Genomic DNA, 26,930 nt, shown 5'->3' with positions numbered 1-26,930 from the left:
CTAACCGCAGTACTGGGCGGCCTTGCCGATCGACCGGTACATGCAGTCGGCGTTCTCCAGCAGCTGCAGCACGGCGTCCCTGTTCCGGGAGGTCTCCCGCTCGATGACTTCGTCGGGCGGGTAGAACCCGCCTCCCGAGCTGGACGTCGGGTACATCTCGAAGGTGTAGTCGAAGATCTTGTGCACGCCCCAGAGGTAGTCGTCGATGGACCCGTCGGTGATGTACAGGTCGCTGGACTGCTCCGCCGTGTACCCGTTGCTGGCGGCCATCTTCTGCCCCACGGCCTTGAACGCGGCGGCGTCGTCCGCGGTCATGCCGGTGGCGGTGTCGTTGTACGTCCACCCGAACGGCCACAGCACCAGCTCGCTGTAGGTGTGGAAGTCGATGCCGGCCTTGATCTGCTGCCTGCCGCCGACGACCCGGCCGCGCACGAAGTCGGAGACGACCTTCACCTCGGGGGCGGACTCGGCGGCGGACCCGCGGTAGGTCTCGGAGGACGCCGACCCCGACGACCCGCCGCAGCAGCCCCACTTGTAGTTCCAGTTCCGGTTCAGGTCCGTGCCGACGTACGAGGAGCCGGAGTTGGGCTGCCGGTTCTTCCGCCATGACCGGTACGACCCGCTGGCGATGTCGTACTCGCCGCCGTCCGGGTTCAGGTCGGGGATGATCCAGATCTCCCGGCTGTTGACGATGTTCGTGATCCGGGAGTCGGACCCGTACCCCGCGCCGAGTTCGCGCAGCAGGTACAGCGCCATCTCCACGGTCAGGTGCTCCCGCGCGTGCTGGTGGGCGGTGAACAGGACTTCCGGCTCGTCCTCGTCGGTGCCGACGTTGTCGCTGACCTTGATGGCGACGATGTCCCGCCCCTGGTACGACTTGCCGATCACCCGCTTGCTCATGATGCCCGGGTAGGCGGCGAGCCGCTGGTCGATCTCGGCGTTCATCTCGGCGTAGTTGTGGTACTTCGCGTCGGCGCCGGGGAAGTCGTAGAGCCGCGCCCCGGACCGCTGCGGCACCGCCCCCAGCGGCTGCACGTCGTACCCGAGCCGCCGGAGCTTCCGGATCTGCCCGGCCCGACCGGACACGACGACGGTTTCCTCGTCGGCCTCGTCGACGGTGACACCGGTCGCCTGGATGGCCGTACGGGTCACGGGCGTCGTGCGCTGATGGATCTCGTACTGCCGGATGTCGTCACCGGTGGGCTCGGCCTTCCGGGCACCGTCGGCGCGGGCGGCCTGTCCGACGGTGGCCGAGACGGGGGCGGCGAGCACGAGGGCCAGCAGCGCGCCGAGAGCGGCGGTACGTCTGCTGCCCCGGGCGCCGGAGCCGCGGATGCGAAGTCGCATGAACTCTCCTTGTGGGGTGGAGGTGGGGCGTTCCCGTGCGACGTGCGGACACGAACCCACGGAGACCTTCGGTCGGGCTCCCTGTGAGTTCGCTGTGCGGGTTGGCGCTCATGGTGGGGGGTTGGCATGATCAGGTCAAGTACGGGCGGAGGGAACGTCCGGAAACGGCGGGACGACGCGAAGGCGCCTCTCAGCCCCCGTACGGGCGGCCCTTCAGCGCTTCGACGAAGGTGACGAAGGCACGGGCCGGGAAGATGAGGGTGGCTCGGGTGGGGGCCTTGGAGTCGCGGATGGATATGTGGGTGTCCAGGTGGGCGACTTCGACGCAGTCGTTGCCCTCACCTCCACCGGGGGTGGTCACCGGTCCTCACAGCTCCTTCGTCCACTGGTGGATCAGGTCACGCGACCGCTCGGGGGACAGCGCCTGCTCCCTCACCCTACGGAACAGCCTCCGGAAGTGCTCCAACCGCGCTTCCGCGTCGATGAACGCCGTGCCGTGCGGAGCGAAGTACGTGTGGTGCGCGAACTCGCGGCGGCCTGGCTCGTTGATCACGTCGTATGAAAGGAGAGCTGATGGTCGGCTCGTCGCATGAGGCGCTGCACCGGATCTTCCAGAAGGATCCGGCGTTGCTGACACGGGCGTTACAGCGGGTGCTGGACGTGCCGTTCCCGGAGCCGCGGGAGATCGCGGCGCTGAACGTGGACCTGACGGAGATCGAGCCGGTCGAGCGCCGGGTGGACACGTTGCTGCGGGCGGAGACGGACCAGGGCACGTACCTGCTGGTCGTGGAGTCGCAGGGGAAGGCGGACGAGCGCAAGCGGGGCAGCTGGCCGTACTACCTGTCGTACCTGTACGAGAAGTACCGGTGTGAGCCGGTGCTGATCGTGATCACGCAGAGCAGTGCTACGGCGAAATGGGCCTCGCGTCCGATCCGGTTCGGGTTCCGGGGGTGGGACTCGCTGACGGTACGGCCGCTGGTGCTGGGGCCGGACAACGTGCCGGTGATCGAGGACGAACGGCAGGCCGAACGGGACGTCCCCCTTGCGGTGCTCTCGGCGATGACACACGGGCGTGGGCCGCGGGCGGCGGCCATACTGGAATCCCTGGCAGCCGCCCTGCGGACCATCGACCCCGACAGTGCCGCGGTCTTCGTGTAGTTCGTCGACTCATGCCTGGCCGACCCCCAGGCGAAGCAGATGTGGAGGGATCTGATGACGGCGATCCAGTACTTCTGGCGACACCCGTTGGCCGAACAGGTACGGGAAGAAGGGCGGGAGCAGGGCCTGGAGGAAGGCCTGGAGCAAGGCCGGGCGCAGGCCAAGGCCGAGATGGTGCTTCACATCCTGGAATGGCGAGGCATCCCCGTGCCCGACGCCGTCCGCAAACGGGTGAACGCCTGCACGGATCTCGACCAGCTGGAGACCTGGGCCCAGCGAGCCGTGCACGCGGCGGACGCCATGGAGCTGTTCACCGGGGAATGAGCACGTGACCCTTGGGCCGCTCGCCTCCCGGCCGGTGCCGGGCTTCCGCCGGCAAGAAACGGGCGGCCCGGAACAGAGTGCCCGACTGCGGTCGCAAAGCGACTCCCGGCCGACCGATCAAGTCCGGCCGCCCCGCCCCACAGGACAGCGCCCGGACCGAAAGGTCCGGGCGCCGGGTGGGGGTGGGGTCAGGTCACGGCAGTGCGTGGACGTGGGGGCCGACCGTGTTCGACCACGCGTTGCCCGCCGTCGCGTCCCAGTTCGTGGACCAGGTCATCGCGCCCCGGAGCGCGGGGTACGTCTTGGACGGCTTGAAGGTGCCGCAGTTCGTGGCCGCCGTGAGGCAGTCCAGGGCGTTGTCGACCACCGTCGGGGAGACGTAGCCGCTGCCCGCCGCGCGGGTGGAGGCGGGGACGCCGAGGCCGACCTGGGACGGGGAGAGGCCGCCCTCCAGCTGGATGCAGGCGAGCGCCGTCAGGAAGTCGACCGTGCCCTGGCTGTAGACCTTGCCGTCGCAGCCCAGCATGGAACCGCTGTTGTAGTACTGCGTGTTGACGACCGTCAGGATGTCCTTGATGTTCAGGGCCGTCTGGAAGTACGCGTTCGACGTGGACTGCATGTCGATCGTCTGGGGCGCCATCGTGATGATCAGCGAGGAGCCCGCCTTCGACGACAGGGCGCGCAGCGCCTGCGTCATGTAGGTCGCGTTGAGGCCGTTCTCCAGGTCGATGTCGACGCCGTCGAAGCCGTACGTCTGCATCAGGGAGTAGACCGAGTTGGCGAAGTTGGACGCCGAGGACGCGTCGTTGACCGACACCGAGCCCTTCTCGCCGCCGACCGAGATGACGACCTTCTTGCCGGCGGCCTGCTTGGCCTTGATGTCGGCCTTGAACTGGTCGACGGTGTAGCCGTTCAGGCCGGCCGAGTCCAGGGCGAAGGAGACGGCTCCCGGGGTCGACGTCGCGTCGGCGAAGGCCACCGCGATGATGTCGTAGGACGACGGGACGTCCGAGAGCTTCTGGACCGTGGCGCCGTTGTTGAAGTTCTGCCAGTAGCCGGTCACCGCGTGCTTGGGCAGGGAGCCGCCCCCGTTGCCCGTGCCGGAGGCCGTCGTGCCCGTCACCGTGGCCGACTTGGCCGACTCGCCGGCCGCGTTGGTCGCCGTGACCTGGAAGGAGTACGACGTGGACGCCGTGAGCCCGGTGACCGTCGCCGACGTGCCGGTCACGGCCGTGACCTTCGAGCCGTTGCGGTACACGTTGTAGCCGGTCGCGCCCGACACCGCCGACCAGGACAGGGAGACGGAGGAGGACGTCGTACCGGTCACGGAGAGGCCGGACGGAGCCGCCGGGACCGTCGGGGCAGGGTCGCCGCCTCCGCCGCCGTCGGGGCCGTAGACCGAGACGTCGTCGGCGTAGTAGGCCGCCTGGCCGTACCAGCCGTGGGTGTAGACCGTGACCGAGGTCGTCGAGGAGCCGGTGGTGAAGGTCGTCGACAGCTGCTTCCAGGACGCCGAGTCGGGGGTCCACGTCGAGACGTCCGTCGTGCCGGTGCCCGTCACGCCCAGGTAGGAGTAGCCGCCCTGGACCCACGCGCTCAGCGTGTACGTCGAGTTGGGCTTGACCGCGACCGCCTGGGTGCACTGGGCGTTGTCCTGGCCCGCCGGGGTCGCCTTCAGGGCCCCGGTGCCCCCGTGCACCGGTGACGTGACCGTCGTGCCGCTGCCGGCCGTGCACGTCCAGTTGGCCAGGCCCGACTCGAAGCCCGCGTTCTTCACGTTGTTGACGTCAGCGGCGGACGCGGGGCCGGCCGTGGCGAGGCCCGCGACCGAGAGGGCCAGGGCGGTGGCGGCGGACCATGCCGCGAGCCGGCGTCCGCGTGGTCTGGGTATGCCTGGAGCGCGGTCCACTGGAGCCTCCGTGGGGAGTGGGCGGGGAAGGGAGGAGAGGGGCGGTGGCCACCGCTTGCGCCCTTAAGTTGGTCCAGACCAATCCGGGTGTCAAGAGGTCCAGACCAAAACCGTCTCCGAAGGGTGACTCAACCTGTCCGGGTTTGGCGGGACTTGCTCCGGGACAGTTCCACACCGGCTTCACCAACGCTGTTCTCCGGCCTCACGCCCGTGGATACAGTGCTCAGGTAGTCACGCAATGAAGTCGTCCTGGCGCACTGGAGTGACACCGGTCAGCCGGGCGGGTGGGAAGAGCGGGGAGCTGCGCGTGCCAACTGCCATTGCCGTGACCAGTGCCGACATGGCGCTGCCGGCGCAGGACGAGCGGACCATGCCCGCCGTCGTGCTGGCCGGCCTCGCAGACAAGCCGCTGGACCACGCCCTCACCGAACTCCACGCCCTCACCGAGCAGTACGGCTATGTGGTCGTCGTCTGCTCACAGGCCACCCCGGAGCCGGTCGTCCGCCGGCTCCACACCCTGCGCTCGCTGCTGGAGAGCGACCGCATCGCCCTGTTCCGGCCGGAGCTGCCGCCGCTCGGCATCGCCGTCCTGGCCCGGCAGCTGCGCCAGCTCGCCTCCTGCGACCTGAGCCCGGGGGTGCTGGCCTCCGCCGGCCGGCTGCTCACCCACTACATCCACGCCGGCGCCGTCCTCGGCTCCGTCGCCAAGCTGGACCGGGTCCCGGTCGGTCTCAAGGCGCACGCCAGGTCCTGGATGCCGGGCAGCCAGTTCGCCGTCCTCGCGCACCCCGAGCCCCAGCTCGTCAAGGTGACCCCCGACGCCACGCTCGACGGACCGGAGTTCAGCACCTGGATGCTGGTCGCGAAGGGGCAGCTGCAGAGCGACTGGGCCGCCGGGCTCGGCACACGCTGGGGCGTGCACGGACTGCGCGAGACCCCGCTGCCCGCCGAGTCCCCGGTGTGGTGGGGGACCGGCCGCATGGTCGAGTTCTGCGGCTACCTCGCCGACCTGTCCGTCCTCTACCAACTGGTCACCTCCGTACGGCAGACCAGCTGCCACTGGTGCGGCCTGGACGTCATCGGCGACCGCTGCGTCTTCTGCTCCGCCACCCCTCCCGTGTATGAGCCACTCCGCGCCCTGGAACAGCGAACGCCCGCCTGACCTGCGCGAACCTGACCCGTCCCGCTCGACCGATTCCCCCAATGAGGTTGCACGGTCCATGAACTCCCGTCAGCGCCGCGGCGTGATACTCCTGATCCTGTCGGTCCTGTGCGCGCTGGGCGCGTTCGCCGGCGTGCTCTCCGTCATCCACGACGCGAACTCCAAGGTCGGGCCCGAGGTCGCCGCCTACCGGGTCAGGTCCGAGGTGAAGCCGTACACCGCACTGGACACGGGCCAGTTCGAGAAGATCGAGATGCCGAAGCGGTGGCTGTCCGGCAACGCCGTCACCGACCTCCGGCAGATCCGCGGCAAGATCGCCGTCACCACCCTGCACGCCGGCTCCCTGCTCCAGACCGACATGATCGTGGACCGGCCCGCCCTCCAGCCCGGCCAGCAGGAGGTCGCCATCATGATCGACGCGGCGACCGGGGTCGCCGGCAAGATCACCCCCGGGTCGCGGGTCAACGTCTACGCCACCTTCGAGGGGAAGAAGGAGGGCGACCCCGACCAGTCGAAGATCATCGTGACCAGCGCCCGTGTCATCGACGTCGGCCGGATCACCGCCCTCGAACCCGACCGCGACAAGGACCGGCAGCCCACCGAAGCCGTCCCCATCACCTTCGCGCTGTCCACCATCGACGCCCAGCGCGTCACCTACGCCGAGTCCTTCGCCCAGCGCGTCCGGCTCGCGCTCGTGGCTCCCGGCAGCGAGACCGGCGTCCCCGACAAGGACCGCACCTACGAACTCGCGACGGACAAGTGAGAGGCGGCCATGCCCACCAGGATCCTCCCGGCCGGCGCGGACCCGGACGCCGTCCGCTCCCTCACCACCCTGCTCAGCCAGCTCCCCGACGCCGAACCGCAGCCCCCGGTGACCGACTCCACCCAGCTGGTCGACACCCTCGCCCGGCTCGCCGCCGAGTCGGTCGACGAACTGCCCGAGGTCGTGGTCGTCCACGAACGGATCGGCCCGGTCCCGGCCCTGGAACTGATCCGCGAGGTCGCCCTGCGCTTCCCGGCCGTCGGCGTCATCCTCGTCACCACCGACGCGAGCCCCGGCCTGTTCGCCGCCGCCATGGACTCCGGCGCCCGCGGCCTGGTCGCGCTCCCGCTGTCGTACGAGGAACTCGCCAACCGCGTGCAGGCCGTCGCCCAGTGGTCCACGGGCGTACGACGGCACCTCGGGCACGGTGCCGAGACGCTCGCCGGGGCCGGCGGCACCGTCGTCACGGTCAGCGGCGCCAAGGGAGGCGTGGGCGCCACACTGACCGCCATCCAGCTCGCCCTCGCCGCCCAGGCGTCCGGCCGCGCCACCGCCCTGGTCGACCTCGACCTCCAGACCGGCGACATCGCCTCCTACCTGGACATCCAGTTCCGCCGCTCGGTGGCCGACCTGGCCGGCATCACCGACATCTCGCCCCGCGTCCTCGCCGACGCCGTCTTCCGTCACGACACCGGGCTCGCCCTGCTCCTCGCCCCCGGCGAGGGCGAACGCGGCGAGGAGGTCACCGACCGCGCCACCCGCCAGCTCGTCAGCGCCCTGCGCTCGCGCTACGAGGTCGTCGTCGTCGACTGCGGGGCCCAGCTCGGCGGGGCCGGGGCGGCGGCGGTCGAGATGGCCGACACCGCCCTGCTCGTCACCACCCCGGACGTCATCGCCGTACGCGCCGCCAAACGGACCGTGCGGATGTGGGACCGGCTCCAGATCCGCAAGGCCGAGGAGACGACCGTGGTCGTCAACCGGCACACGCGCCACACGGAGATCCAGCCCGCGCTCGTGCAGCGCATCACCGGGACGGCGCTGGCCCGTACGGCCGTCCCCGCCAACTTCAAGGAGCTGCAGGGGGTCGTGGACGCCGGGCGGGTCCACGAACTCGACGCCAGGAGCACGGTCAAGCAGGCGCTGTGGGCGCTCGCGGGGGAACTGGGGCTGGTCCGGGCCGCGGAGGGAGCCTCCCACCGCGGCGGCGGGCGCGGTTCCGTGAGCCTGCGGCGGCGGAAGGAGTGAGCTCCCGATGAGAAGGCCGGACGGGGACCGGGGACAGGTGAGCGTCGAGTTCCTGGGCATGACCCCGCTGATCGTTCTGACACTGGTGCTCATGTGGCAGGCCGTACTGGTGGGGTACGCCTTCACGCTCGCGGGGAATGCTGCGGACGAGGGCGTGCGGGCAGCGACGGCGGCACCTCCGGGGGAGCGGTTCGGGGTGTGTGAACAGGCGGCACTGAAGCACCTGTCGGGGGCATGGCAGGAGGGCGCCGGTGTGGACCACTGCGGCGGCACCGGCTACGTGACGGCCGACGTGGCCGTCAAGGTTCCCGTCCTCTTCCCCGGCTTCATCGACTTCCCCGTCACCGTCCACGGCCACGCCGGAGCCGTCGAGGAGGCGAAGCACTGACATGCCGTACCGCCGCCCGGGACGCGACCGGGGTCAAGTGGCCATCGAATACCTGGGGTTCGTCCCGGTCCTGCTCGTCGTCGGGCTGGCCGGAATCCAGATCGGCGCCGTCGCCTACGCGGCCGAGCAGGCCGGTACGGCGGCCCGGGCGGGGGCGCGGGCGGCCTCGCTGGACCAGTCGTACGCCCAGGCCTGCGCCGACGCGGTGAGCGGCGGACTGACGGTGTCCTGCTCGTCCGCCGCGGGGGGTGACTCGGTCACCGTCACCGCGACCGTCCACATCCCCACCGTCGTCTGGGACCTCGGATCCGCCACCAAGTCCGCCACCATGCCGCTCGACCACTGACCGAGGAGAGGCGACCCCATGAGTCTGCGGGCACGCATCAGCACCCCGGAGGAGCACGGCAGCCGGGGCGAGGACGGGCATCTGGTCGCCTCCTACCGGGCCAAGCTGCTGGAGGAGATCGACCTCGCGGAGATGAGCTCGCTGGCCGCCGCCGAACGCCGGGCACGGCTGGAGCGGGTGCTCGGGCACATCATCAGCCGCGAGGGCCCGGTGCTGTCGACGGTCGAGCGCTCCCAGCTGATCCGCCGGGTCGTGGACGAGGCGCTGGGCCTCGGCATCCTGGAGCCGCTTCTGGAGGACGCGTCGATCACGGAGATCATGGTCAACGGGCCGGACGCCGTCTTCGTCGAGCGCGGCGGCCGGGTGGAGCAACTGCCCCTCCGGTTCGTCTCCGCCGACCAGCTGATGCAGACCATCGAGCGGATCGTCTCCACGGTGAACCGCAGGGTCGACGAGTCCAACCCGATGGTGGACGCCCGCCTGCCCTCCGGCGAACGGGTCAACGTCATCATCCCGCCGCTCTCCCTGACCGGCCCCATCCTCACCATCCGCCGCTTCCCGCGCTCCTTCACCCTCCAGGAACTGATCGGGTTCGGCTCGCTGGACGAGCACATGGTGTACCTGCTGGCGGGCCTGGTGCAGGCGAAGTTCAACATCATCGTCTCCGGCGCGACCGGCACCGGGAAGACCACCCTGCTGAACGCCCTGTCCGGGCTGATCCCGTCGCACGAGCGCATCATCACCATCGAGGACTCCGCCGAACTCCAGCTCCAGCAGAGCCATGTGGTCCGCCTGGAGTCCCGCCCGCCGAACGTGGAGGGCAAGGGGCAGGTCACCATCCGGGACCTGGTCCGCAACTCCCTGCGGATGCGGCCCGACCGGATCGTGGTCGGCGAGGTCCGCGGCGGCGAGTCCCTCGACATGCTCCAGGCGATGTCCACGGGCCACGACGGCTCGCTGGCGACCGTGCACGCCAACAGCGCCGAGGACGCGCTGACCCGGTTGCAGACCCTGGCCTCCATGTCCGACGTCGAGGTGCCCTTCGTCGCCCTGCACGACCAGATCAACAGCGCGGTCGACGTCATCGTCCAGCTCACCCGGTTCGCCGACGGCGCCCGCCGGATCACCGAGATCGCGCTCCTCGACAGCCACGGCGGGGAGCCGTACCGGCTCGCGACCGTGGCGCGCTTCGACGCGCGGCCCATGACCCCGGACGGCCGCGTGTACGGCGAGTTCCGGTACTTCCCGCTGCCCCGCCGCACCGCCGACCGCCTCTACATGGCGAGCCAGCCCGTCCCGCAGGCCTTCGGCGTGGCCCGCTCCGCCGACCAGCTCGCCACCCGAGAAGCCAGGTAGGACTCAAGGACCATGGAACTGCACACCCTCGTCCAGCTCACCACCGGCGTGACGCTGCTGACCTGCGTCCTGGCGGTGGCCGGGGTGCACGCCTACGCCTCCGGCCGGGCCCGGCGCGCCGCCCTCGTGGACCGCCTCGCGCACACCGGCGCGCCACCCGCGACCGGCCGCACACGCCGCTTCCGTGACCTGGACCGGCGGCTGCGCCGCACCCGCCTCGGCCGCTGGCTGGAGCGGCGCCTGGCGGCCACCGGCCTGGACGTCACACCGGGGGAGTTCTTCGCCGCCGTGCTCGCGACGGTGGCCGCGCTGTGGCTGGTCGGCCAGGCCACCCTGGCCCCGTTCTTCGGACCGCTCGCGGGCCTGCTGGGCATCTGGGCGGCGGTCCAGTTCCTCAACTGGCAGCGGCAGAAACGCATCGAGCGCTTCATCAACCAGCTCCCCGAACTGGCCCGCATCCTGGCCAACGCCACCCAGGCCGGCCTCGCCCTGCGCACCGCGATCGGCATGGCCGCGGAGGAGCTGGAGGCCCCGGCCGGCGAGGAACTGGCCAAGGTCGCCGACCAGCTGGCCGTCGGCCACTCCCTGGACGACGCCCTCGGCGAGCTGGCCGACCGCCTCCCCTCCCGCGAACTGGTCGTCCTCGTCACCACGCTGGTGCTGTCGAACCGGGCGGGCGGCCAGGTGGTCTCCGCGCTGCGGAACCTGACCGAGACCCTGGAGGAGCGCAAGGAGACCCGGCGCGAGATCCGCACCCAGCTCTCCCAGGTGACCATGACGTCGTACGCCGTGCCCGTCCTCGGGATCGGCGCGTTGTTCCTGATGAACGGCGTCAAGGACGGCGCGCTCGACCGCATGACCGGCTCACCGGTCGGCCAGGCGTGCGTGATCATCGCGTTCGCCATGTACGCCGTCGGCTTCGTCCTCATCCGCCGGATGAGCCGGATCGACGTCTGAGGGAGGTGACCCGATGGCATACCTGCTCGCCCTGCTGATGGGCCTCGGCGTCTGGGGCGTCTTCGCCGGCATCCGCATGTACCGCGCGGACGCCCGGCTCCCCGGCGACCTCGCCGTCGCCCTCGAGGTCGGCGCCACCCGCACCGGCGCGGTCGGCTCGGTCGTCGACCGCATGGGCATGCGCTACGCCCCGGCCGTGCTGCGCCTGATGGGCCCGCGCCTGGTGGCCAGGTACCGCCGCAAGATCGACCTCGCGGGCAACCCCGGCGGCCTGACCCTCGACCGCTACGCGGCCCGCCGCGCGGTCTACGGCGCCCTCGGCGGCGTCGGCTTCCTGGTGTTCCTCCTGCGCGGCCAGTGGTTCGTGGCCGTCCTGCTGCTCCTGTTCGGCGCGTTCTGGACGGAGGTCGGCCTCTGGTCGGCGATCCGGGTCCGCAAGGACGTCATCGAACGCACCCTGCCGGACTTCCTGGACGTCCTCGCCGTGGTGGTCAGCGCGGGGCTCGGCTTCCGGCAGGCCCTGGACCGGGTCGCCTCCCGCTACGAGGGCCCGTGGGCCGACGAACTGCGCATCACCCTGCGCCAGATGGACCTCGGCATGAGCCGCCGCGAGGCCTTCACGGAGCTGCGGCGGCGCAACGACTCCGAGCAGGTGGCCATGTTCGTCACGGCGTTGCAGCAGGGCGAGGAGCTGGGGGCGCCCATCGTGGACACGCTGGTCTCCCTGGCCAAGGACATGCGCCGCACCGACGCCCAGAACGCCCGCCGCAAGGCCGCCCGGGCGGTGCCGAAGGCCACGCTGATGATCACCACGTTCATGGTTCCGGCGACGATGCTCCTGCTGGGCGCGGGCCTGCTCCTCGGCTCCGGCGTGGACTTCGGCTCGCTCACGGGGGAGTGACGACGGCCGTGACGGTGACGGGTGCGACGGTGCTGAGGGGGCGTACGGGCCGGGGCGTACACGCGGGCGTGGTCCGGGCCGGGGCGTGGCTGCGGGCGGCCGGGGTGAAGCGGGGTCCTGCGGTGGGCGGGCCGAAGCGGGGGCCTGGGCCGGCCGGGCCGCAGTGGGGTCCGGGCGCGGCCGGGCCCGAGTGGGATCCTGTGGCGGCCGGGCCGAAGCGGGAACCGGGGGCGGCCGGTGCCGGGGCGGAGGCCCCACCCCATCCGGCGGCAGCGGCGACGGTACCGGTGACGGAGGCGCCCCCGGCCGAGCCCTCCGAGAAGCTCCAGATCCGCGCCCTCCAGGCCCTGTGCCGCCAGGTCTTCGGCTTCCGTCTGGCGATGATCGTCCTGTCGGCTCCCGCCGCCCTCCTCAACGCGGCCCCCGGCCTGGGCGCCCGCCTGGTCGGCGCGGCCGTGGTCGTCACCTTCATGGTGTCCTACGTCCTCTTCCGCGACTGGGAACGCTTCGGCCCCCTCCTGTTGCGCCACCCCAGCCTCCTGGCCGCCGACACCCTCTTCGGCTCCTTCCTCCTGATCTCGGCCGGCCCGGACACCACCCTCGCCTACGTCAGCGTCTGCACCCCGCTCCTGGCCGGCCTGGTCTACGGCTGGCGCGGCGCCGCCTGCTTCGCCTCGCTCCAGTCCCTGATCCTGCTCCTGGTCCACGCCACGCTGAAGGCCGACCGCCACGCGCCGGTGGCGGAGGCCCTCCTCCTGCCCGGCCTCTGCGTCATCGCCGGCGCCATGGGCTCCACCCTGCGCAACCTGATGCTCCGCTTCGGCACCGCGACCCAGGCCCTGACGACGGTCCAGGCCCGTCTCGCGGCGGCGGAGGCGGTGAGCGCGGAACGCGCCCGGCTGGCCCGCGAGATGCACGACTCCGTGGCCAAGACCCTGTACGGCGTCGCCCTGGCGGCGGACGGCCTGGCGGCCACGGCGTCGTCCGCGACCCCCGATCCGGCCCGCGTCAGGGAACAGGCGGAACTGGTGTCCCGCTCGGCGCGCCGGGCGGCGGCGGAGTCCCGGGAACTGCTGACGGACCTGCGCCGGGACCAGCCGGACACGCCGGACCGGACCTTGCTGTGGCAGGAACTGGCCCACCGCGCGGCGGACTTCGCCGAGCGCACGGGCTTGCGGGTCACGTGCGGCTGGGGAGGGCAGGAGGGGGCCGGTGCGGCGAGCGAGGGGGCCGGCCTGCCGGTACTCCCGGACCCCCTGGCCCGCCACGTCCTCGCCATCGTCACCGAGGCGCTGGAGAACGCACACCGGCACGCGTCCGCGTCCCGCGTGGACCTACGGGCCGCGGTCGAGGGCCACCTGCTCCGGGTCACGGTCCACGACGACGGCAGGGGCCTCCCGCCGGGCACCACACTCGAAGAGCTGCGCTGTTCGGGCCACTTCGGCCTGCTCGGCATGGTCGAACGGGCAGCACAGGCCGGTGCCCGGATCCGCATCGGAAAGGGCACCCACGAACGAGGCACGGAGGTCCGCCTGGAGGTCCCCTTGCCGGCACCGCCACCCGTGTCCCGACATGCCTGAGAGGAGGCCCATGCGCCCCCGACGACCATCACGGCCCCTCCCGCCGCCGGCGCCGGCGTCCCCGCCCCTGCGGCTGCTGGTCGCCGACGACAACCCCGTCGTCCGCGCCGGTCTGACGGCCCTGCTGTCGGCCCACCCGGACACCACGGTGGTGGCGGAGGCGAGGGACGGGCGGGAGGCGTACGAGGAGGCGGTCCGGCACCGGCCGGACGTCATCCTCCTCGACGTCCGCATGCCCGGACTCGACGGAGTCTCGGCGTTGCCCCACCTGGTGGGGCTGGCCCCCGTCATGATGCTGACCTACAGCCACGAGACGGAGACCGTGCGGGAGGCGCTGCGGCTGGGGGCGGGGGGATACCTGGTGCACGGCGAGTTCACGACGGAGCAGTTGGTGAGGGCGGTACGGGATGTACGGGAGGGCCGGCCGCATGTGACACCGGGGGCGGCGAGGGCGTTGCTGGAGGGACTGCGAGGGGATGCACCTGCACACGCCTCCCCACAACTTCCGTTCACTGACCCACCCTTATCCGTCAAACCTCTTTCGCAACTGCAACCGTCTGTGGGACAGTCGTTCCGGTCACGGTTCCGGCTGAGCAGCAGGGAGGCGGAGATCATGGACCTCATCGCGTCCGGCATGACCAACCAGCAGATCGCCGCCGCCTGCTTCATCAGCGAGAAGACGGTCAAGAACCACATCAACCGCATCTTCGCCAAGCTCCACAGCACGACGAGATCCCAGGCGACGGCGAAATGGCTGGGGGTGGCGTGACATGCCCCGACACGGCAGCACCCGGCGCTTGGAATGGGCCTGGGGTTGGGCCCTGGGGCCCTCTGACTCGTGCCGCCCGGAGCCTTACGTTTCCGGAATCCGAAGCGAAGCCGGAGGGGAGCGTCATGAACGACTGGATGCTGAAGTTCATGGTGGCGATGCAGCGCCGCACCGACGACAGGGGTCAGACCGCCGTCGAGTACCTCGGGATCATCGCGGTGGTGGTGGCGATCGTGCTGGCGATCACGGGTACGGACATCGGGCAGACCATCCTGGACAAGATCAAGGAAAAGATCACCGAAATCACCTGAGGCGTCGACGCGGGTGCGGTGATACAGGGCAGGCCTTCCCCATCTACATCACGGTGGTGGCAGGCCTGCTCTTTCTTGCGTTCGCCTACCTCGCGGTCGGCCAAGCAGCGGTGAACCGGAGTGGCGCTCAGACGGCGGCCGATGCGGCAGCCCTGGCGGCGGCCCAAAGTCGCCGTGACTACCTGGCGGGAGAGTGGCTGGGGACGGTGGCCGATCCGACCGAGTGGCAAGCCATCTTCGATGGCAAGGTGGACCTCAACCCGACCTGTCAGCGGGCTGACCAGCTGGCCGCACAGAACGACGGCCAGGTTCAAGCGTGTGACGACTCCCATCCCTTGGATATCACGGTCGAGGTCAGAACCAATAGGCGAGTCGGCGACTCGGTTGTCCCGGGTGTGAAGGACATCCGATCCAGCCAGTCCGCCACTGCTGTGATCGAGCCACTCTGCACGTTCGATGCCCCCGGTCCTGAAGCAGAGGACACACCGCTGCCCGAACTCACCTGCGACGGCACAGTTTGGAAGCCGGACCCGGCCGACCCGGACGGGCTGCCGAGGCCCGAGGATCTCTTCGATGTGCACTTGGCCGACCGACAAGCGAACCACGAGTGAAAAGGGAAGCGGAAAGATGAGCGTTCGGTTCACTGCGAACGTCCGCAGGGGAATGATCGCATGGGCACTTGCGGCGGGCATGGCTGCGGGTGCGGTCGGCTGCAGTGGTGGAGGGGACGACGCCAAGAAGCCGGAGACTTCGACATCGACTTCCAAGAGCAGCGGATCCCAGGCCAGCCCTCAGGAAGGGCAATCGGCAGATCCTCTGGCCGAACTGAAGGGTCCGGGCGGACTGCTTCTTCAGATCACCTCCGCCAAGCGGGACTCGGGTGGGTTCGTCACGGTGAACGGCAACCTGAAGAACGACGGCGGCAGTACAGCCGTCATCCCGTCCAACCTCAGTGGCAACGAGACCGAGATCATCAGAAATGGAAGCTCACTCGGTGGCGCCACACTCATCGACTCCAAAGGGAGAAAGCGCTACTACGTCCTACGTGACACGGACGGAAGGCCACTCACCACGACGGGACTCCCAGCGCTGAAGTCTGGTGAAACACTGCCAGTCTTCATGCAGTTTCCGTCACCACCCCCCACCACGAACCAAGTCGAGTTCCAGTTGCCTGGTTTCCCCTCGGCGACCATTGAGATCTCCGGGTGAGGCCCAAGTGACCGCATCCCGTCTCCCCCTCGCAGTCGCCGCGCTCGTCATGGTCGTGAATCTGGCCCCCACCCCCGCGCTCGCAGACGACACCGGCCCCAGTGAACCCCCCGGTACCGAACCCTCCGCCGCCGCCCCCGTGAAGGTCGACCCGACGGATCCGGATCTGAAGCTTCCGGAAGGGGCCACGCTGGCCGCGGCCAAGGTGTTGGACATCAAGTCGGTCGTGGAGGACCAGAGCGGGGACGAACGGCGTGAGGACACCAACGCCGACGTGACCTTCGCCCTCCAGGCCGAGGTGCTGTTCGGCAAGGACAGCGCCAGGCTCGGCGCGGAGGCGAAGGCCCGTATCGCCGGCATCGCCGAGGAGATCAGGAAGCAGAACGCGACCCAGGTACGCGTCTTCGGCTTCACCGACAACCTCGGCTCCTCCGCCCACGGCGACACCCTCTCCAAGCAGCGCGCCAACGCCGTACAGGCCGTACTGGACCAGGACCTGAACACCCCGTCCATCACCTTCGACGTCCGCGGCTACGGCGAGCAGTACCCGATCGCCGACAACTCCACCGAGGCCGGCCGGAAGAAGAACCGCCGGGTGGAGGTGTCCTTCCCCCGTACCCAGCGGTGAGACGGCACCCCGGCTAGTGCGGGTCCACTCCCGCGTCCACCTCCACCCGTGCTCCCGGCCGCAGCCCCCACCCGGCCATCGCCCCCGCCCCCGCCTCCAGCACGTGCCGCGCCCGCAGGCGCGGCAGGCCCAGGCGGCCGGGGCGCATCGTGCGGACGGCGATGACGGTCAGCTTGCGGTCCAGGTAGGCGACGTCGATCGGGATCCGCATCCCGAACGTGTGCACCCCGCCGGCCGGCGACAGCAGCAGCGCCCCGTCGACCGCGTCCCGGCCCAGGAGGCCCTTCGTCCGCGCCCGGTAGGAGGCCGCGATCTCCAGGGGGACACAGACGGCGGGCCGCTCCCCTCCGAAGGACGGCGCGGAGCCCGCCCGCACGATCAGCCGTCCCCGTCCGTCCCGCCAGCGCCGTCCCATGCCCCGACCTCCCACACCCAGCCGTCCGTGTCGTCAACTCGCCCGGCAACGCGCACGCGTTGTCCTTTGCCGTCCTCCCCACTAGGAAGGACTCCATGACAGGACTCGGTGTCGTATTCCGTCCCCAGCTTCCTCCCGAGCGGCTGCGGGCCGTCGCCCGTCTCGCGGACGACGTGGGGCTCGAAGAACTGTGGCTGTGGGAGGACTGCTTCCTTGAGGGCGGGGTGTCCACGGCCGCCGCCGCGCTCGCCTGGACCGAGCGGGTGCGGGTCGGCATCGGACTGCTGCCCGTGCCGCTGAGGAACGTGGCCGTCACCGCCATGGAGGCCGCCGCGCTGGAGCGCATGTTCCCCGGCCGCGCCATCCTGACCGTGGGGCACGGGGTGCAGGACTGGATGGGCCAGGTCGGCGCCCGGGCCGCCTCCCCGCTGGGCCTCCTCGGAGAACATCTCGACGCCCTGCGCGCCCTGCTGCGCGGGGAACGGCTCAGCGTGCGCGGGCGGTACGTCCAACTGGACGACGTCGCCCTGGACTGGCCCCCGCGGCGCCCGGTCGACGTCCTCGCGGGCGCCACCGGGCCCCGCACGCTCCGGCTCTCCGGCGAGAAGGCCGACGGCACCCTGCTCACCGCCGCGACCTCGGCGGACGGCGTGCGACGGGCCCGCAAGCTCGTGGAGGAGGGGCGGCGGGCGGCCGGACGTGACGGTTCGCACCGGATCGTGGTCTATCTGCTGGCCGCCACGGGTGACGGCGCCGAGGAACGTCTGCGCGCCGAACTCGCCGCCGAGGGGCTGGAGTCGGCGGGGGACGTGGGGATCGCCGGGGACGCGGGCGCGGTCGCCGGGGCGGTACGGCGGCTGGCCGAGGCCGGCGCGGACACCGTCGTCCTGCAGCCGACGGCGGACGAGCCCGACCCGGAGGGCTTCGTGCGGTTCGCCGCGCGGGAGGTCCGGCCACTGGTGCCCTGAGCGGACGGCCCGACGGGATGTCCCGCAGGTCAGGGACGTTGTCGGTGGCGGATTCCACACTTCCTTCCATGACTGTGGGAAGTCGGGTGAACGCGCATGGTGATCGTGGGACCGGCGCGCCGGACGCGTCCTCCGTGCGTCTGCGGGACGTCACGGAGCAGGACCTGGAGGCCCTCCTCGCCTACGAGCACGACCCCGAAGCCGCCCGGCGGTCGAGGTTCACCCCCCGGCCGCGGGACGCCTTCTTCCGGCACTGGCGGGAGCGGGTGTTCGGTGACCCCGACTGCCTGGCGCGGGTCGTCACCGTCGACGGGGAGGTCGCCGGGAGCGCGGTGTCCTGGACGCAGGACGGACGGAGGTTCGTCGGGTACTGGCTCGGGCGGCCGTACTGGGGCCGAGGGGTCGGCACGCGGGCGCTCGGCCGGTTCCTGGAGCTGGAGCCCGTGCGTCCGCTGTACGCGGACCCCTTCGCCGGCAACACCGCCTCCGTGCGGCTCCTGGAGCGGCACGGCTTCGAGCGGACCGGCACGGTCCGCCACGGGACGGACGAGCACGTCCTGCTGGTTCTCGCGGCACCGCCCGGGCAGGACTGAGGGCGGTCCCGGCCCGGGGGCGGAAAACAGGGGGAACCGCGCGGGGCCCGCTGGGATCACGGCCGCATGACTCCCCAGCGTTCCTTCGGGGGCCTCGTGGCCGAGGGCGCCGCCGTACCGACCGAGGGGTGGGACTTCTCGTGGTTCGAGGGCCGGGCCACCGAGCAGCGGCCGCCGAGGGCCGGCCGCCGAACGCGGCGAAGGCCGTCGCCCTGCTGCGGCCCCGGGGCGTCGTGGTGATCGCCGCCCCGGACGACGCGCCGCTGCCGTTCGCGGACGGGGCGTTCGACCTGGTGCTCAGCCGGCACCCGGTGCGGCCGCACCGGGCGGAGATCGCGCGGGTGCTGCGGCCCGGCGGGACGTACTTCACGACGCCGAGGCGGCGGGCCTGGAGGCGGCCGGGTTGCGGGCCGAGCGGCTGCGGGCGGAGTTCCACGACATCGCCGCCGTCGTCCACTTCCTGCGCACGGTGGTGTGGAAGGTCCCGGACTTCACGGTGGAGGCGTACGAGCCGCGGCTGCGCGCGCTGCACGAACGGATCGAGGAGGAGGGGCCGTTCGTCGCGCACAGCGCCCGGCACCTCTTCGACGTACGCGAGCCGGGCCGTCGGCCGTAGGCCGACCGGAGTTCGCCCGGGGTTTCCACATTGTTATCGATCGCGGTTCCCATCGGTCTCCTCGATCACGTAAGTTCAGACCAAGGTTATTCGCGTGAGCAAAGCTGCGCGGGCGGTACCGCGCAGTGGAGGGGGCTGCGCGGTGCCGTGGAGCCGCGCGGTCGTCCTCCGGTGGCGTAGCGGAGGCGTCAAGTCCGCCCTTCACTGACGGCGTCGCCCGTCCGGGGGGACCCGGGGCAACTCGCCAATGAACCCCAAGATGGCCTAATCCTTGCGAATCCATTCGTATCCGACCGGATTTCCCTGCAATTCCGTTGTGAACCGGCCAGGAAGCCCCTATGAATCCCGCATTCCGCGACCACCGGGGCGTCGCCGGGTGATTCCGGAGAGTAGTTGTGGCCCGCCGATGCACCCGCCGGCCCTTACGAAGGGTTATGGTGGAAACCCCCCCTCGGGCCGGTCCGTCTCCCCCCCACGGACCGGCCCGTTTTTCTTTCCCGTTCCGGGAACCCGCTCCGGGAACCCGCTCCGGGAACCCGCTCCGGGAACCCGCTCCGGGAACCTCCCGCCCCTGGTCCGCCGTCCCCACTGAGGGCCGGGCCATGACCAACCCCCGAGCAGCGGTAGGCTCAACGGCTCCGGCACCCCGTCCCCCGCGCCCAACCCCCGCGCCCAACCCCCGGAGGGTCACGTGAACCTGCGCGACAAGCTGCGCGGCCTGCTCGTCAGGCTCTACGCACGCCGGGTGGAAGGCCACCTGGACCACGCTCAGGTGCCCAAGCACATCGGCGTCATCATGGACGGCAACCGCCGCTGGGCGAAGGCGTCCGGCTCCAGCACCGTCCACGGGCACCGGGCCGGTGCCGAGAAGATCGAGGAGTTCCTCGGCTGGTGTTCCGAGACCGACGTCGAGGTCGTCACCCTGTGGCTGCTGTCCACCGACAACTTCGACCGGCCGCAGGAGGAGCTCGTCCCCCTGCTCGGCATCATCGAGGACGTCGTCCGCACCCTCGCCGCCGACGGCCGCTGGCGGGTGCACCACGTCGGCACCATGGACCTGCTGCCCGCGCAGATGCAGACGGCCCTGAAGGAGGCCGAGGAGGCCACCGCCCACATCGACGGGATACTCGTCAACGTGGCCATCGGTTACGGCGGCCGGCAGGAGATCGCCGACGCGGTGCGCTCCATGCTCCTCGACGCGCAGGACAAGGGCGTGTCCATGGAGGACCTCGCCGAGTCCGTCGACATCGACATGATCGGCCGTCACCTCTACACCGGCGCCCAGCCCGACCCGGACCTGGTGATCCGTACCAGCGGGGAACAGCGGCTGTCCGGATTCATGCTCTGGCAGACCGCCCACTCGGAGTACTACTTCTGCGAGGTCTTCTGGCCGGCCTTCCGGAAGGTCGACTTCCTGCGCGCCCTGCGCGACTACGCCGCACGTCACCGCCGGTACGGCGGCTGACCCGCCGGTCCCGCCCCGTCGCCGCCCGGTGACGGGGCGTTGTCGTTTACCCCGATTGGCGGAGACGTAACGAGGAGTTCACCGGTGCGCCGGTGGCCGCATTTGCATGGCCGCGCATCATCGAGGGCATAAGCCAAGCAGGTCGACGCCCGAACCACGGGCGTCGGATCTCAGCGGGCGGCACGGGGTCGCCCGCCCGGGAGGCCCTTTGCACCAGCCCGACCGTGCGGTCACCGCACGGAAGCAGCCGCGGAGGGCCGGTTCACGGCCCGCCGTACGCGGGGGCCGGACACCGGTCCAGCATCACTTCGTCGCTCCCCGACCTCATCCGAGGGGGTACGTCCTTCCGTGGTGACCAGCACAAAGCGCCACAAGCCCGACCGGCGCACGTATGTTCTCGACACCAGCGTCCTGCTGGCCGACCCGAACGCCCTGTCCCGCTTCGACGAGCACGAGGTCGTGCTCCCCATCGTGGTGGTCACGGAGCTGGAGGCCAAGCGGCACCATCCGGAACTCGGCTACTTCGCCCGCCAGGCGCTGCGCCTGCTGGACGACTACCGGGTGAAGCACGGTCGCCTCGACGCCCCCATCCCGATCGGGGAACTGGGCGGGACGGTCCGGGTCGAGCTCAACCACTCGGACCCCAGCGTGCTGCCCACCGGCTACCGCCTGGGGGACAACGACTCGCGCATCCTCGCGGTGGCCCGCAACCTGCAGGCCGAGGGGTTCGACGTCACCGTCGTGTCGAAGGACCTGCCGCTCAGGATCAAGGCGTCCTCGGTCGGCCTCCTCGCCGAGGAGTACCGGGCCGAACTGGCCATCACGGAGAACTCCGGCTGGACCGGGATGACCGAACTCACCCTGCCGGGCGAGCAGGTGGACATCCTCTTCGAGGAAGGGCACGTGTACGTCCCGGAGGCGGCCGACCTCCCCGTGCACACCGGCCTGACCATCCAGTCCGAGCGCGGCAAGGCGCTCGGCCGGGTCACCGCCGACGGCAACGTCCGGCTGGTGCGCGGCGACCGGGAGGCGTTCGGCATCAAGGGCCGCAGCGCCGAGCAGCGCATCGCCCTCGACCTGCTGCTCGACCCGGACGTCGGCATCGTCTCGATGGGCGGCCGGGCCGGCACCGGCAAGTCGGCGCTGGCGCTGTGCGCGGGCCTGGAGGCGGTCCTGGAGCGCCGCCAGCACCAGAAGGTGATGGTCTTCCGTCCGCTGTACGCGGTCGGCGGGCAGGAACTGGGCTATCTGCCGGGCACCGAGGCGGAGAAGATGAGCCCGTGGGCCCAGGCCGTCTTCGACACCCTGTCGGCGGTCACCAGCCGGGAGGTCATCGAGGAGGTCACCGCGCGCGGGATGCTGGAGGTCCTGCCGCTGACCCACATCCGCGGGCGCTCGCTGCACGACGCGTTCGTGATCGTGGACGAGGCGCAGTCCCTGGAGAAGAACGTCCTGCTGACCGTTCTGTCCCGGATCGGCGCCAATTCGCGTGTCGTTCTCACGCATGACGTGGCGCAGCGGGACAATCTGCGCGTAGGACGCTACGACGGCGTCGTCGCCGTGGTGGAGAAACTGAAGGGGCACCCGCTCTTCGCCCACGTCACGCTGACGCGTTCCGAGAGGTCCCAGATTGCGGCGCTTGTGACCGAAATGCTGGAGGACGGCCACATCTGACGCATCTCGCATACGGGTGACGGCTGTTGGCGCCGTCCGGCAAAGGCCACGAGCCTAGCCGGGCGGCGCCTGCGTGCGTGGAGCTTTCCTGAAATCCCCAGGGCCAAACGGGATGTGAGCTTTCACACGCAACACAGAATTGCCACGCGGCGTCCGGTTACGGCAGAGTCTCGTTCCTGTCAGGCCCCGCATACGACACAGCTGTACCCCCAGCGGTAGAGCAGCCCTTGGGCACCACCAACTCCATAGAGTTCGTCGTATGCCGCCCGCGCACCACGCGGCGCTCCCTTCGGGGGAGTTGCCCACCGGGCCCGCGCCTCCCGTGACCCCGCAGTTGGGAGGCCAGTGTCAGGGGCACGATCGCGTCCGCCAGGGTCACCGAAGCGGGCGATGCTGGAAGGAAACCGTGTGAGCCGGATTTCGGTCCGGGGATTCGCAGTGGCCTCCGCCACCGCGGTCACCGCTGTCGGAAGCGTCGTCGGCGTTGCCTCGGGCAGCACCGCGCAGACCAACGACGCCGAGGCGACGGCAGCCGACACCACGCTCCTGGCCGACATACCCGCGGGTCAGCAGGCGCAGGTGCAGACCGCGTCCCTGACGCAGCAGGCCGACGCGCAGGCCATCGCCGCGGACGTGAGCGCCAAGAAGGACGCCGAGGAAGCGGCCCGCAAGGCCGCCGCCGAGACGGCGATCGCCAAGAAGGAGCTCGCCGAGAAGGCGGCCAAGGAGGCCAAGGAGGCCAAGGAGCGCGCCGAGGCGAAGACCGCGGCCAGCCGTGGCACCGACGTCCGCGACTCCTCCGGCTTCCCGGTCCAGAGCAGCTACACCGTCGCGCAGATCCAGGCGATGGCGCGCCAGATGGTGGGCGGCGGCCAGTTCCAGTGCTTCAGCAACATCGTGGACCACGAGTCCAGCTGGAACTACCGCGCGGTGAACGCCTCCTCCGGTGCCTACGGTCTCTTCCAGGCCCTGCCCGGCTCCAAGATGTCCTCCGTCGGCGCCGACTGGCAGACCAACCCGGCCACCCAGATCAAGTGGGGCCTCAACTACATGAACAGCCGGTACGGCAGCCCCTGCCAGGCCTGGTCGTTCTGGCAGGCCAACCACTGGTACTGAGCGCTCTGCCGGCACAGCGGCCTTCGCGGTGCCCTCTCAACCTCGCGCAGCCCCTCCCCGTCCTCAGGGGAGGGGCTTTCGCCCTGTACGGTCGTATCCGAACGACTCCAGCGGGGGAGTGGTGGCGAGCACCCGGGGACGCGGGGGAAGAGGACGGATCATGTCGCGAGTGCCAGGGTGGCTCGGCCGGCTGGGGGCCGGTCTCACCGAGATGAGCGAGCGTCTGGACGAGCGCCGCGCCGAGGTGGAGAAGGAGCACGGCGTGGACACCGAGGCCGTCGAGTCCGCCGCCCCCGCCGCGCGGCCGGCCGGGGCGTCCGCCGCCTCGGCCGCGCCCGCCCGCCGGCCCGCGGTGCCGTCCGGTCCCCGCCCCGATCCGGCCCAGGCCGTGCCGTGGGGCGTCCGGGTCGCCGCCGAGGCGGGCTGGCGGCTGCTGGTGCTGGCCGGCACGGTCTGGGTGCTGATGCGGGTCATCAGCGCCATCCAGCTCGTCGTGTTCGCCTTCGTCATCGCCCTGCTGGTCACCGCGCTGCTCCAGCCGACGGTCGCCCGGCTCACCCGGCGCGGGGTGCCGCGCGGCCCGGCCACCGCGCTCACCGCCATCAGCGGCTTCGTCGTCATCGGCCTGATGGGCTGGTTCGTGACCTGGCAGGTCATGGAGAACATCGACACGCTCTCCAACCAGATCCAGAGCGGCATCGACGACCTGCGCAACTGGCTGCTGAAGAGCCCCTTCCACGTCACCGACAAGCAGATCAACCAGATCGCCAAGAACCTCCGTGAGGCGATCGGCGCCAACGCCGACCAGATAACGTCCGCCGGCCTGGAGGGCGTCCAGGTCATCGTGGAGGCCCTCACCGGCATCCTGCTGGTGTTCTTCTCGACGCTGTTCCTGCTCTACGACGGCAAGCGCATCTGGCAGTGGTTCCTGAAGCTGGTGCCCGCCGCCGCCCGTCCGGGCGTGGCCGGCGCCGGCCCGCGCGCCTGGCGCACCCTGACCGCCTACGTGCGCGGCACGGTCCTGGTCGCCCTCATCGACGCCATCTTCATCGGCATCGGCATCTACTTCCTGGACGTGCCCATGGCCGTCCCGCTGGCCGTGTTCATCTTCCTGTTCTCGTTCATCCCGCTGGTCGGCGCGGTCGCCTCCGGCGCGCTCGCGGTGATCGTGGCGCTGGTCACCCAGGGCGTCTTCACCGCCGTCATGACCCTCGTCGTCGTCCTCGCGGTGCAGCAGATCGAGGGGCACGTCCTGCAGCCCTTCATCCTGGGCCGCGCGGTCCGGGTGCACCCGCTGGCGGTCGTCCTGACCGTGGCCGCCGGCGGCATGGTGGCCGGCATCGGCGGGGCGGTGGTGGCCGTACCGCTGGTGGCGGTCACGAACACGGTGGTGGGGTACCTGCGGCAGTATTCGCAGGAGGCGCAGCACGACACCGCGGCCGAGCCCGCGGAGGAGGAGGAAGTGCCCCGGAACGCCGAGGACCCCGCCCACCAGGAGTGAGCGGGGTCCTCGGCGTACGGCCTATTCGGCCAGCACGGCCTCGGCGTCCAGGGTGACACCGACCGCCTGCACCACGGAGGCGATCTTGAACGCCTCCTGGACGGTCTCGCGCTCCACACCGGCCTTGCGCAGCACCTGCTCGTGCGAGTCCAGGCACATGCCACAGCCGTTGATCGCGGAGACCGCGAACGACCACAGCTCGAAGTCGACCTTCTCCACGCCGGGGTTGCCGATGACGTTCATCCGCAGGCCCGCGCGCAGGGTGCCGTACTCGTGGTCGGACAGCAGGTGCCGGGTGCGGTAGAAGACGTTGTTCATCGCCATGATGGCGGCGGCCGACTTGGCGGCCTGGTACGCCTCCGGCGAGAGGTTCGCCTTCGCCTCCGGCTCCAGCTCACGCAGCACGATCGGGGAACGGGAGGCGATGGCGGTCGCCAGCACCGTGCCCCACAGCTGCTGCGCGGGCAGGTCCGAGTTGCCGATGACCGAGCCCAGGTTGAGCTTCAGGTCCTTGGCGTAGTCCGGGATACGGGACTTCAGGGAGTCGAGCGACACGGGTCACTCACCAGCCAGCAGCGCGACCGGGTCGAGGGTCTGCTCGCCCTTGGTCCAGTTGCAGGGGCACAGCTCGTCGGTCTGCAGGGCGTCCAGGACCCGCAGGACCTCCTTGGGGTTGCGGCCCACGGAACCGGCGGTGACCATCGTGAACTGGATCTCGTGGTTCGGGTCCACGACGAAGACGGCGCGCTGGGCGTAGCCGTCCTCGCCCTCGATGCCGAGGTCGCGCATCAGCTCGTGCTTGGGGTCCGCCATCATCGGGAACGGCAGGTCGGTCAGGTCCGGGTGGTCCTTGCGCCAGGCGTGGTGGACGAACTCGGAGTCACCCGAGAAGCCGAGGATCTGGGCGTCGCGGTCGGCGAACTCGTCGTTCAGCTTCCCGAACGCGGCGATCTCGGTCGGGCACACGAACGTGAAGTCCTTGGGCCAGGCGAAGACCACGAGCCACTTGCCCTCGTAGGACTTGTGGTTGATCTGCTCGAACTCCTTGCCCTTCTCCAGCGAGACGCAGGCGGTCAGATCGAACTCGGGGAACTTGTCACCGACAGTGAGCACGCGCTCTCCTTGCAGCGAAGAAACTGCCCTTTTGGGGTTGTTTCCCATGGGTTGGACGTGATCGATGGTGGCACAGGGTGCATTGATTAGTGAAATAGCTACACTCGGTCAGGTTGATCGGAGGTAGTTATCAGTGACCGTGAGCAACGGCAAGCGCCGGCAACCGAGCCTGGCGCAGCTGCGGGCGTTCGCCGCCGTGGCCGAGCATCTGCACTTCCGGGACGCCGCGGCGGCCATCGGGATGAGTCAGCCCGCCCTCTCGGGTGCGGTCTCGGCCCTGGAGGAGACGCTCGGGGTGACCCTCCTCGAGCGTACGACCCGCAAGGTGCTGCTCTCGCCCGCGGGGGAGCGGCTGGCGGTGCGGGCCAAGGCGGTGCTGGACGCGGTGGGCGCGCTGCTGGAGGAGGCCGAGGCGGTCCGGGCGCCCTTCACGGGCGTGCTGCGCCTCGGGGTGATCCCCACGGTGGCCCCGTACCTGCTGCCGGCCGTGCTGCGGCTCGTCCACGACCGCTACCCGCACCTCGACCTCCAGGTGCACGAGGAGCAGACGGCCACCCTGGTCGAGGGACTGAACTCCGGGCGGCTCGACCTGCTGTTGCTGGCCGTGCCGCTCGGTGTCCCCGGGGTCGTCGAACTCCCCCTCTTCGACGAGGACTTCGTGCTCGTCACCCCGCTCGGCCACTGGCTCGGCGGCCGGGAGGGCATCCCGCGCGAGGCGTTGCGGGAGCTGAACCTGCTCCTCCTGGACGAGGGCCACTGCCTGCGCGACCAGGCGCTGGACATCTGCCGGGAGGCCGGCCGGGAGGACGCGCCGGTCACCACCACGGCCGCCGGCCTGTCCACGCTGGTCCAGCTGGTGGCCGGCGGACTCGGCTGCACGCTGCTCCCGCGCACCGCGCTGAAGCTGGAGACCACCCGCAGCAGCCAACTGCTGACCGGGTACTTCGCCGAGCCGGCCCCCAGCCGCCGGGTCGCGTTCGCGATGCGCGCGGGGGCGGCTCGCGCCGCGGAGTACGAGGAGCTGGCGGGGGCGTTGCGGGAGGCGCTGCGGGCGCTGCCCGTCAGGGTGCTGGAGGGCTGAGTGCCCCGCAGGGGCGCGGGGAAGCGCGCGGCCGG

General features: G+C 70.8%; 27 protein-coding genes and 3 pseudogenes. 23 read left to right on the top strand and 7 right to left on the bottom strand.

All coding sequences use genetic code 11. The features are described from left to right. From AB0946_RS06395 to AB0946_RS06385, 3 genes and pseudogenes are all read right to left on the bottom strand, one after another. Window positions 1-1,347, bottom strand: a complete 1,347-nt coding sequence (locus AB0946_RS06395; protein WP_366759454.1) for a M14 family metallopeptidase — start codon at window positions 1,345-1,347, stop codon at window positions 1-3. Between the two features lie 190 nt (window positions 1,348-1,537). Then, window positions 1,538-1,708 (bottom strand): DUF397 domain-containing protein, encoded by a 171-nt coding sequence (locus AB0946_RS06390; RefSeq protein WP_366759453.1) that lies wholly within the window; start codon window positions 1,706-1,708, stop codon window positions 1,538-1,540. 6 nt (window positions 1,709-1,714) lie between these two features. Further along, a pseudogene (locus AB0946_RS06385) lies at window positions 1,715-1,852 on the bottom strand (Scr1 family TA system antitoxin-like transcriptional regulator); the annotation flags it as partial. A gap of 68 nt (window positions 1,853-1,920) precedes the next feature. Between AB0946_RS06385 and AB0946_RS06380 the strand changes: the two are divergent. Then, window positions 1,921-2,829, top strand: a pseudogene (locus AB0946_RS06380) (hypothetical protein). 193 nt (window positions 2,830-3,022) lie between these two features. On the opposite strand, the gene AB0946_RS06375 reads toward AB0946_RS06380, so the two are convergent. Beyond that, the gene (locus AB0946_RS06375; protein ID WP_366759452.1) at window positions 3,023-4,738 is read right to left on the bottom strand and encodes a glycoside hydrolase family 18 protein; all 1,716 of its coding nucleotides are present in this window, start codon (window positions 4,736-4,738) and stop codon (window positions 3,023-3,025) included. A gap of 238 nt (window positions 4,739-4,976) precedes the next feature. Here AB0946_RS06375 and AB0946_RS06370 point away from each other — a divergent pair, with 238 nt between their 5' ends. The 14 genes from AB0946_RS06370 to AB0946_RS06305 all read left to right on the top strand — a co-directional run bounded on the left by AB0946_RS06370 (window position 4,977) and on the right by AB0946_RS06305 (window position 16,353). Further along, entirely contained in the window at window positions 4,977-5,900 is a 924-nt protein-coding gene (locus AB0946_RS06370) for a hypothetical protein (protein WP_366759451.1), read from the top strand. A 58-nt stretch (window positions 5,901-5,958) separates the two neighbouring features. Continuing rightward, window positions 5,959-6,663 carry a Flp pilus assembly protein CpaB gene (gene cpaB / locus AB0946_RS06365; RefSeq protein ID WP_366759450.1) on the top strand — a complete coding sequence of 235 codons (705 nt, stop codon included), beginning with the start codon at window positions 5,959-5,961 and terminating at the stop codon, window positions 6,661-6,663. 9 nt (window positions 6,664-6,672) lie between these two features. Further along, the gene (locus tag AB0946_RS06360) at window positions 6,673-7,908 is read left to right on the top strand and encodes a P-loop NTPase (protein ID WP_366759449.1); all 1,236 of its coding nucleotides are present in this window, start codon (window positions 6,673-6,675) and stop codon (window positions 7,906-7,908) included. Between the two features lie 7 nt (window positions 7,909-7,915). Then, complete coding sequence (locus AB0946_RS06355) at window positions 7,916-8,296, top strand: TadE family protein (RefSeq protein WP_366759448.1); 381 nt, start codon at window positions 7,916-7,918, stop codon at window positions 8,294-8,296. A 1-nt stretch (window position 8,297) separates the two neighbouring features. Further along, window positions 8,298-8,642, top strand: a complete 345-nt coding sequence (locus AB0946_RS06350; protein ID WP_366759447.1) for a TadE/TadG family type IV pilus assembly protein — start codon at window positions 8,298-8,300, stop codon at window positions 8,640-8,642. Between the two features lie 18 nt (window positions 8,643-8,660). After that, window positions 8,661-9,998: a CpaF family protein gene (locus tag AB0946_RS06345; protein ID WP_366759446.1), complete on the top strand. Its 1,338-nt coding sequence runs from the start codon at window positions 8,661-8,663 to the stop codon at window positions 9,996-9,998. 12 nt (window positions 9,999-10,010) lie between these two features. Further along, window positions 10,011-10,955 (top strand): type II secretion system F family protein, encoded by a 945-nt coding sequence (locus tag AB0946_RS06340; protein ID WP_366759445.1) that lies wholly within the window; start codon window positions 10,011-10,013, stop codon window positions 10,953-10,955. A gap of 13 nt (window positions 10,956-10,968) precedes the next feature. Beyond that, window positions 10,969-11,856 (top strand): DUF5936 domain-containing protein, encoded by an 888-nt coding sequence (locus tag AB0946_RS06335; RefSeq protein WP_366759444.1) that lies wholly within the window; start codon window positions 10,969-10,971, stop codon window positions 11,854-11,856. Between the two features lie 287 nt (window positions 11,857-12,143). Further along, window positions 12,144-13,436, top strand: coding sequence for a histidine kinase (locus AB0946_RS06330; RefSeq protein WP_366759443.1), 1,293 nt, complete (start codon window positions 12,144-12,146; stop codon window positions 13,434-13,436). A 10-nt stretch (window positions 13,437-13,446) separates the two neighbouring features. Next, on the top strand, window positions 13,447-14,205 hold the full coding sequence (locus tag AB0946_RS06325) for a response regulator transcription factor (RefSeq protein ID WP_366759442.1): 759 nt from the start codon (window positions 13,447-13,449) through the stop codon (window positions 14,203-14,205). A gap of 125 nt (window positions 14,206-14,330) precedes the next feature. Continuing rightward, window positions 14,331-14,516 carry a hypothetical protein gene (locus tag AB0946_RS06320; protein ID WP_366759441.1) on the top strand — a complete coding sequence of 62 codons (186 nt, stop codon included), beginning with the start codon at window positions 14,331-14,333 and terminating at the stop codon, window positions 14,514-14,516. A 56-nt stretch (window positions 14,517-14,572) separates the two neighbouring features. Beyond that, window positions 14,573-15,127: a pilus assembly protein TadG-related protein gene (locus AB0946_RS06315; protein ID WP_366759440.1), complete on the top strand. Its 555-nt coding sequence runs from the start codon at window positions 14,573-14,575 to the stop codon at window positions 15,125-15,127. 16 nt (window positions 15,128-15,143) lie between these two features. Next, window positions 15,144-15,725, top strand: a complete 582-nt coding sequence (locus AB0946_RS06310) for a hypothetical protein (RefSeq protein ID WP_366759439.1) — start codon at window positions 15,144-15,146, stop codon at window positions 15,723-15,725. Window positions 15,726-15,774: 49 nt separating this feature from the next. After that, window positions 15,775-16,353 carry an OmpA family protein gene (locus AB0946_RS06305; protein WP_366759813.1) on the top strand — a complete coding sequence of 193 codons (579 nt, stop codon included), beginning with the start codon at window positions 15,775-15,777 and terminating at the stop codon, window positions 16,351-16,353. A 13-nt stretch (window positions 16,354-16,366) separates the two neighbouring features. Here the strand turns inward: AB0946_RS06305 and AB0946_RS06300 are convergent, their stop codons facing one another. After that, window positions 16,367-16,768: a DUF192 domain-containing protein gene (locus AB0946_RS06300; RefSeq protein ID WP_366759438.1), complete on the bottom strand. Its 402-nt coding sequence runs from the start codon at window positions 16,766-16,768 to the stop codon at window positions 16,367-16,369. Between the two features lie 95 nt (window positions 16,769-16,863). Between AB0946_RS06300 and AB0946_RS06295 the strand changes: the two genes are divergently transcribed. From AB0946_RS06295 to AB0946_RS06265, 7 genes and pseudogenes are all read left to right on the top strand, one after another. Next, the gene (locus AB0946_RS06295) at window positions 16,864-17,736 is read left to right on the top strand and encodes an LLM class flavin-dependent oxidoreductase (RefSeq protein WP_366759437.1); all 873 of its coding nucleotides are present in this window, start codon (window positions 16,864-16,866) and stop codon (window positions 17,734-17,736) included. A gap of 68 nt (window positions 17,737-17,804) precedes the next feature. Continuing rightward, window positions 17,805-18,329 carry a GNAT family protein gene (locus tag AB0946_RS06290; protein WP_366759436.1) on the top strand — a complete coding sequence of 175 codons (525 nt, stop codon included), beginning with the start codon at window positions 17,805-17,807 and terminating at the stop codon, window positions 18,327-18,329. A gap of 66 nt (window positions 18,330-18,395) precedes the next feature. Beyond that, window positions 18,396-18,945 (top strand): annotated as a pseudogene (locus AB0946_RS06285) (methyltransferase domain-containing protein). Window positions 18,946-19,636: 691 nt separating this feature from the next. Further along, window positions 19,637-20,410: an isoprenyl transferase gene (locus AB0946_RS06280; RefSeq protein WP_366759435.1), complete on the top strand. Its 774-nt coding sequence runs from the start codon at window positions 19,637-19,639 to the stop codon at window positions 20,408-20,410. Window positions 20,411-20,758: 348 nt separating this feature from the next. Beyond that, a complete protein-coding gene (locus tag AB0946_RS06275; protein ID WP_366759434.1) occupies window positions 20,759-22,084 on the top strand; it encodes a PhoH family protein in 1,326 nt (441 codons plus the stop codon). A 390-nt stretch (window positions 22,085-22,474) separates the two neighbouring features. Further along, the gene (locus tag AB0946_RS06270; protein WP_366759433.1) at window positions 22,475-23,200 is read left to right on the top strand and encodes a transglycosylase SLT domain-containing protein; all 726 of its coding nucleotides are present in this window, start codon (window positions 22,475-22,477) and stop codon (window positions 23,198-23,200) included. A 160-nt stretch (window positions 23,201-23,360) separates the two neighbouring features. Continuing rightward, on the top strand, window positions 23,361-24,701 hold the full coding sequence (locus AB0946_RS06265; protein WP_366759432.1) for an AI-2E family transporter: 1,341 nt from the start codon (window positions 23,361-23,363) through the stop codon (window positions 24,699-24,701). 21 nt (window positions 24,702-24,722) lie between these two features. Here the strand turns inward: AB0946_RS06265 and AB0946_RS06260 are convergent, their stop codons facing one another. Together AB0946_RS06260 and AB0946_RS06255 are read right to left on the bottom strand one after the other, a co-directional pair. Then, a complete protein-coding gene (locus AB0946_RS06260) occupies window positions 24,723-25,256 on the bottom strand; it encodes an alkyl hydroperoxide reductase (RefSeq protein WP_103815808.1) in 534 nt (177 codons plus the stop codon). Window positions 25,257-25,259: 3 nt separating this feature from the next. Continuing rightward, window positions 25,260-25,814: a peroxiredoxin gene (locus AB0946_RS06255; protein ID WP_171153230.1), complete on the bottom strand. Its 555-nt coding sequence runs from the start codon at window positions 25,812-25,814 to the stop codon at window positions 25,260-25,262. A 133-nt stretch (window positions 25,815-25,947) separates the two neighbouring features. Between AB0946_RS06255 and AB0946_RS06250 the strand changes: the two genes are divergently transcribed. Further along, window positions 25,948-26,895: a LysR substrate-binding domain-containing protein gene (locus tag AB0946_RS06250; protein WP_366759431.1), complete on the top strand. Its 948-nt coding sequence runs from the start codon at window positions 25,948-25,950 to the stop codon at window positions 26,893-26,895. The last annotated feature ends 35 nt before the right edge of the window (window positions 26,896-26,930 follow it).

This window comes from Streptomyces sp. NPDC046870 (assembly GCF_040704595.1).
Taxonomy (GTDB): domain Bacteria; phylum Actinomycetota; class Actinomycetes; order Streptomycetales; family Streptomycetaceae; genus Streptomyces; species Streptomyces argyrophylli.
The sequence above is the reverse complement of the archived record's forward strand: the minus strand, read 5'-3'. Positions and strand labels throughout refer to the sequence as shown.

Bases quoted from the DNA above. Each gene is read 5' to 3' on its own strand.
- AB0946_RS06395 (WP_366759454.1), bottom strand. From the start codon at position 1,347: ATGCGACTTCGCATCCGCGGCTCCGGCGCCCGGGGCAGCAGACGTACC.
- AB0946_RS06370 (WP_366759451.1), top strand. From the start codon at position 4,977: ATGAAGTCGTCCTGGCGCACTGGAGTGACACCGGTCAGCCGGGCGGGT.
- cpaB (WP_366759450.1), top strand. From the start codon at position 5,959: ATGAACTCCCGTCAGCGCCGCGGCGTGATACTCCTGATCCTGTCGGTC.
- AB0946_RS06360 (WP_366759449.1), top strand. From the start codon at position 6,673: ATGCCCACCAGGATCCTCCCGGCCGGCGCGGACCCGGACGCCGTCCGC.
- AB0946_RS06355 (WP_366759448.1), top strand. From the start codon at position 7,916: ATGAGAAGGCCGGACGGGGACCGGGGACAGGTGAGCGTCGAGTTCCTG.
- AB0946_RS06350 (WP_366759447.1), top strand. From the start codon at position 8,298: ATGCCGTACCGCCGCCCGGGACGCGACCGGGGTCAAGTGGCCATCGAA.
- AB0946_RS06345 (WP_366759446.1), top strand. From the start codon at position 8,661: ATGAGTCTGCGGGCACGCATCAGCACCCCGGAGGAGCACGGCAGCCGG.
- AB0946_RS06340 (WP_366759445.1), top strand. From the start codon at position 10,011: ATGGAACTGCACACCCTCGTCCAGCTCACCACCGGCGTGACGCTGCTG.
- AB0946_RS06335 (WP_366759444.1), top strand. From the start codon at position 10,969: ATGGCATACCTGCTCGCCCTGCTGATGGGCCTCGGCGTCTGGGGCGTC.
- AB0946_RS06325 (WP_366759442.1), top strand. From the start codon at position 13,447: ATGCGCCCCCGACGACCATCACGGCCCCTCCCGCCGCCGGCGCCGGCG.
- AB0946_RS06320 (WP_366759441.1), top strand. From the start codon at position 14,331: ATGAACGACTGGATGCTGAAGTTCATGGTGGCGATGCAGCGCCGCACC.
- AB0946_RS06310 (WP_366759439.1), top strand. From the start codon at position 15,144: ATGAGCGTTCGGTTCACTGCGAACGTCCGCAGGGGAATGATCGCATGG.
- AB0946_RS06305 (WP_366759813.1), top strand. From the start codon at position 15,775: ATGGTCGTGAATCTGGCCCCCACCCCCGCGCTCGCAGACGACACCGGC.
- AB0946_RS06300 (WP_366759438.1), bottom strand. From the start codon at position 16,768: ATGGGACGGCGCTGGCGGGACGGACGGGGACGGCTGATCGTGCGGGCG.
- AB0946_RS06295 (WP_366759437.1), top strand. From the start codon at position 16,864: ATGACAGGACTCGGTGTCGTATTCCGTCCCCAGCTTCCTCCCGAGCGG.
- AB0946_RS06290 (WP_366759436.1), top strand. From the start codon at position 17,805: ATGACTGTGGGAAGTCGGGTGAACGCGCATGGTGATCGTGGGACCGGC.
- AB0946_RS06270 (WP_366759433.1), top strand. From the start codon at position 22,475: ATGCTGGAAGGAAACCGTGTGAGCCGGATTTCGGTCCGGGGATTCGCA.
- AB0946_RS06265 (WP_366759432.1), top strand. From the start codon at position 23,361: ATGTCGCGAGTGCCAGGGTGGCTCGGCCGGCTGGGGGCCGGTCTCACC.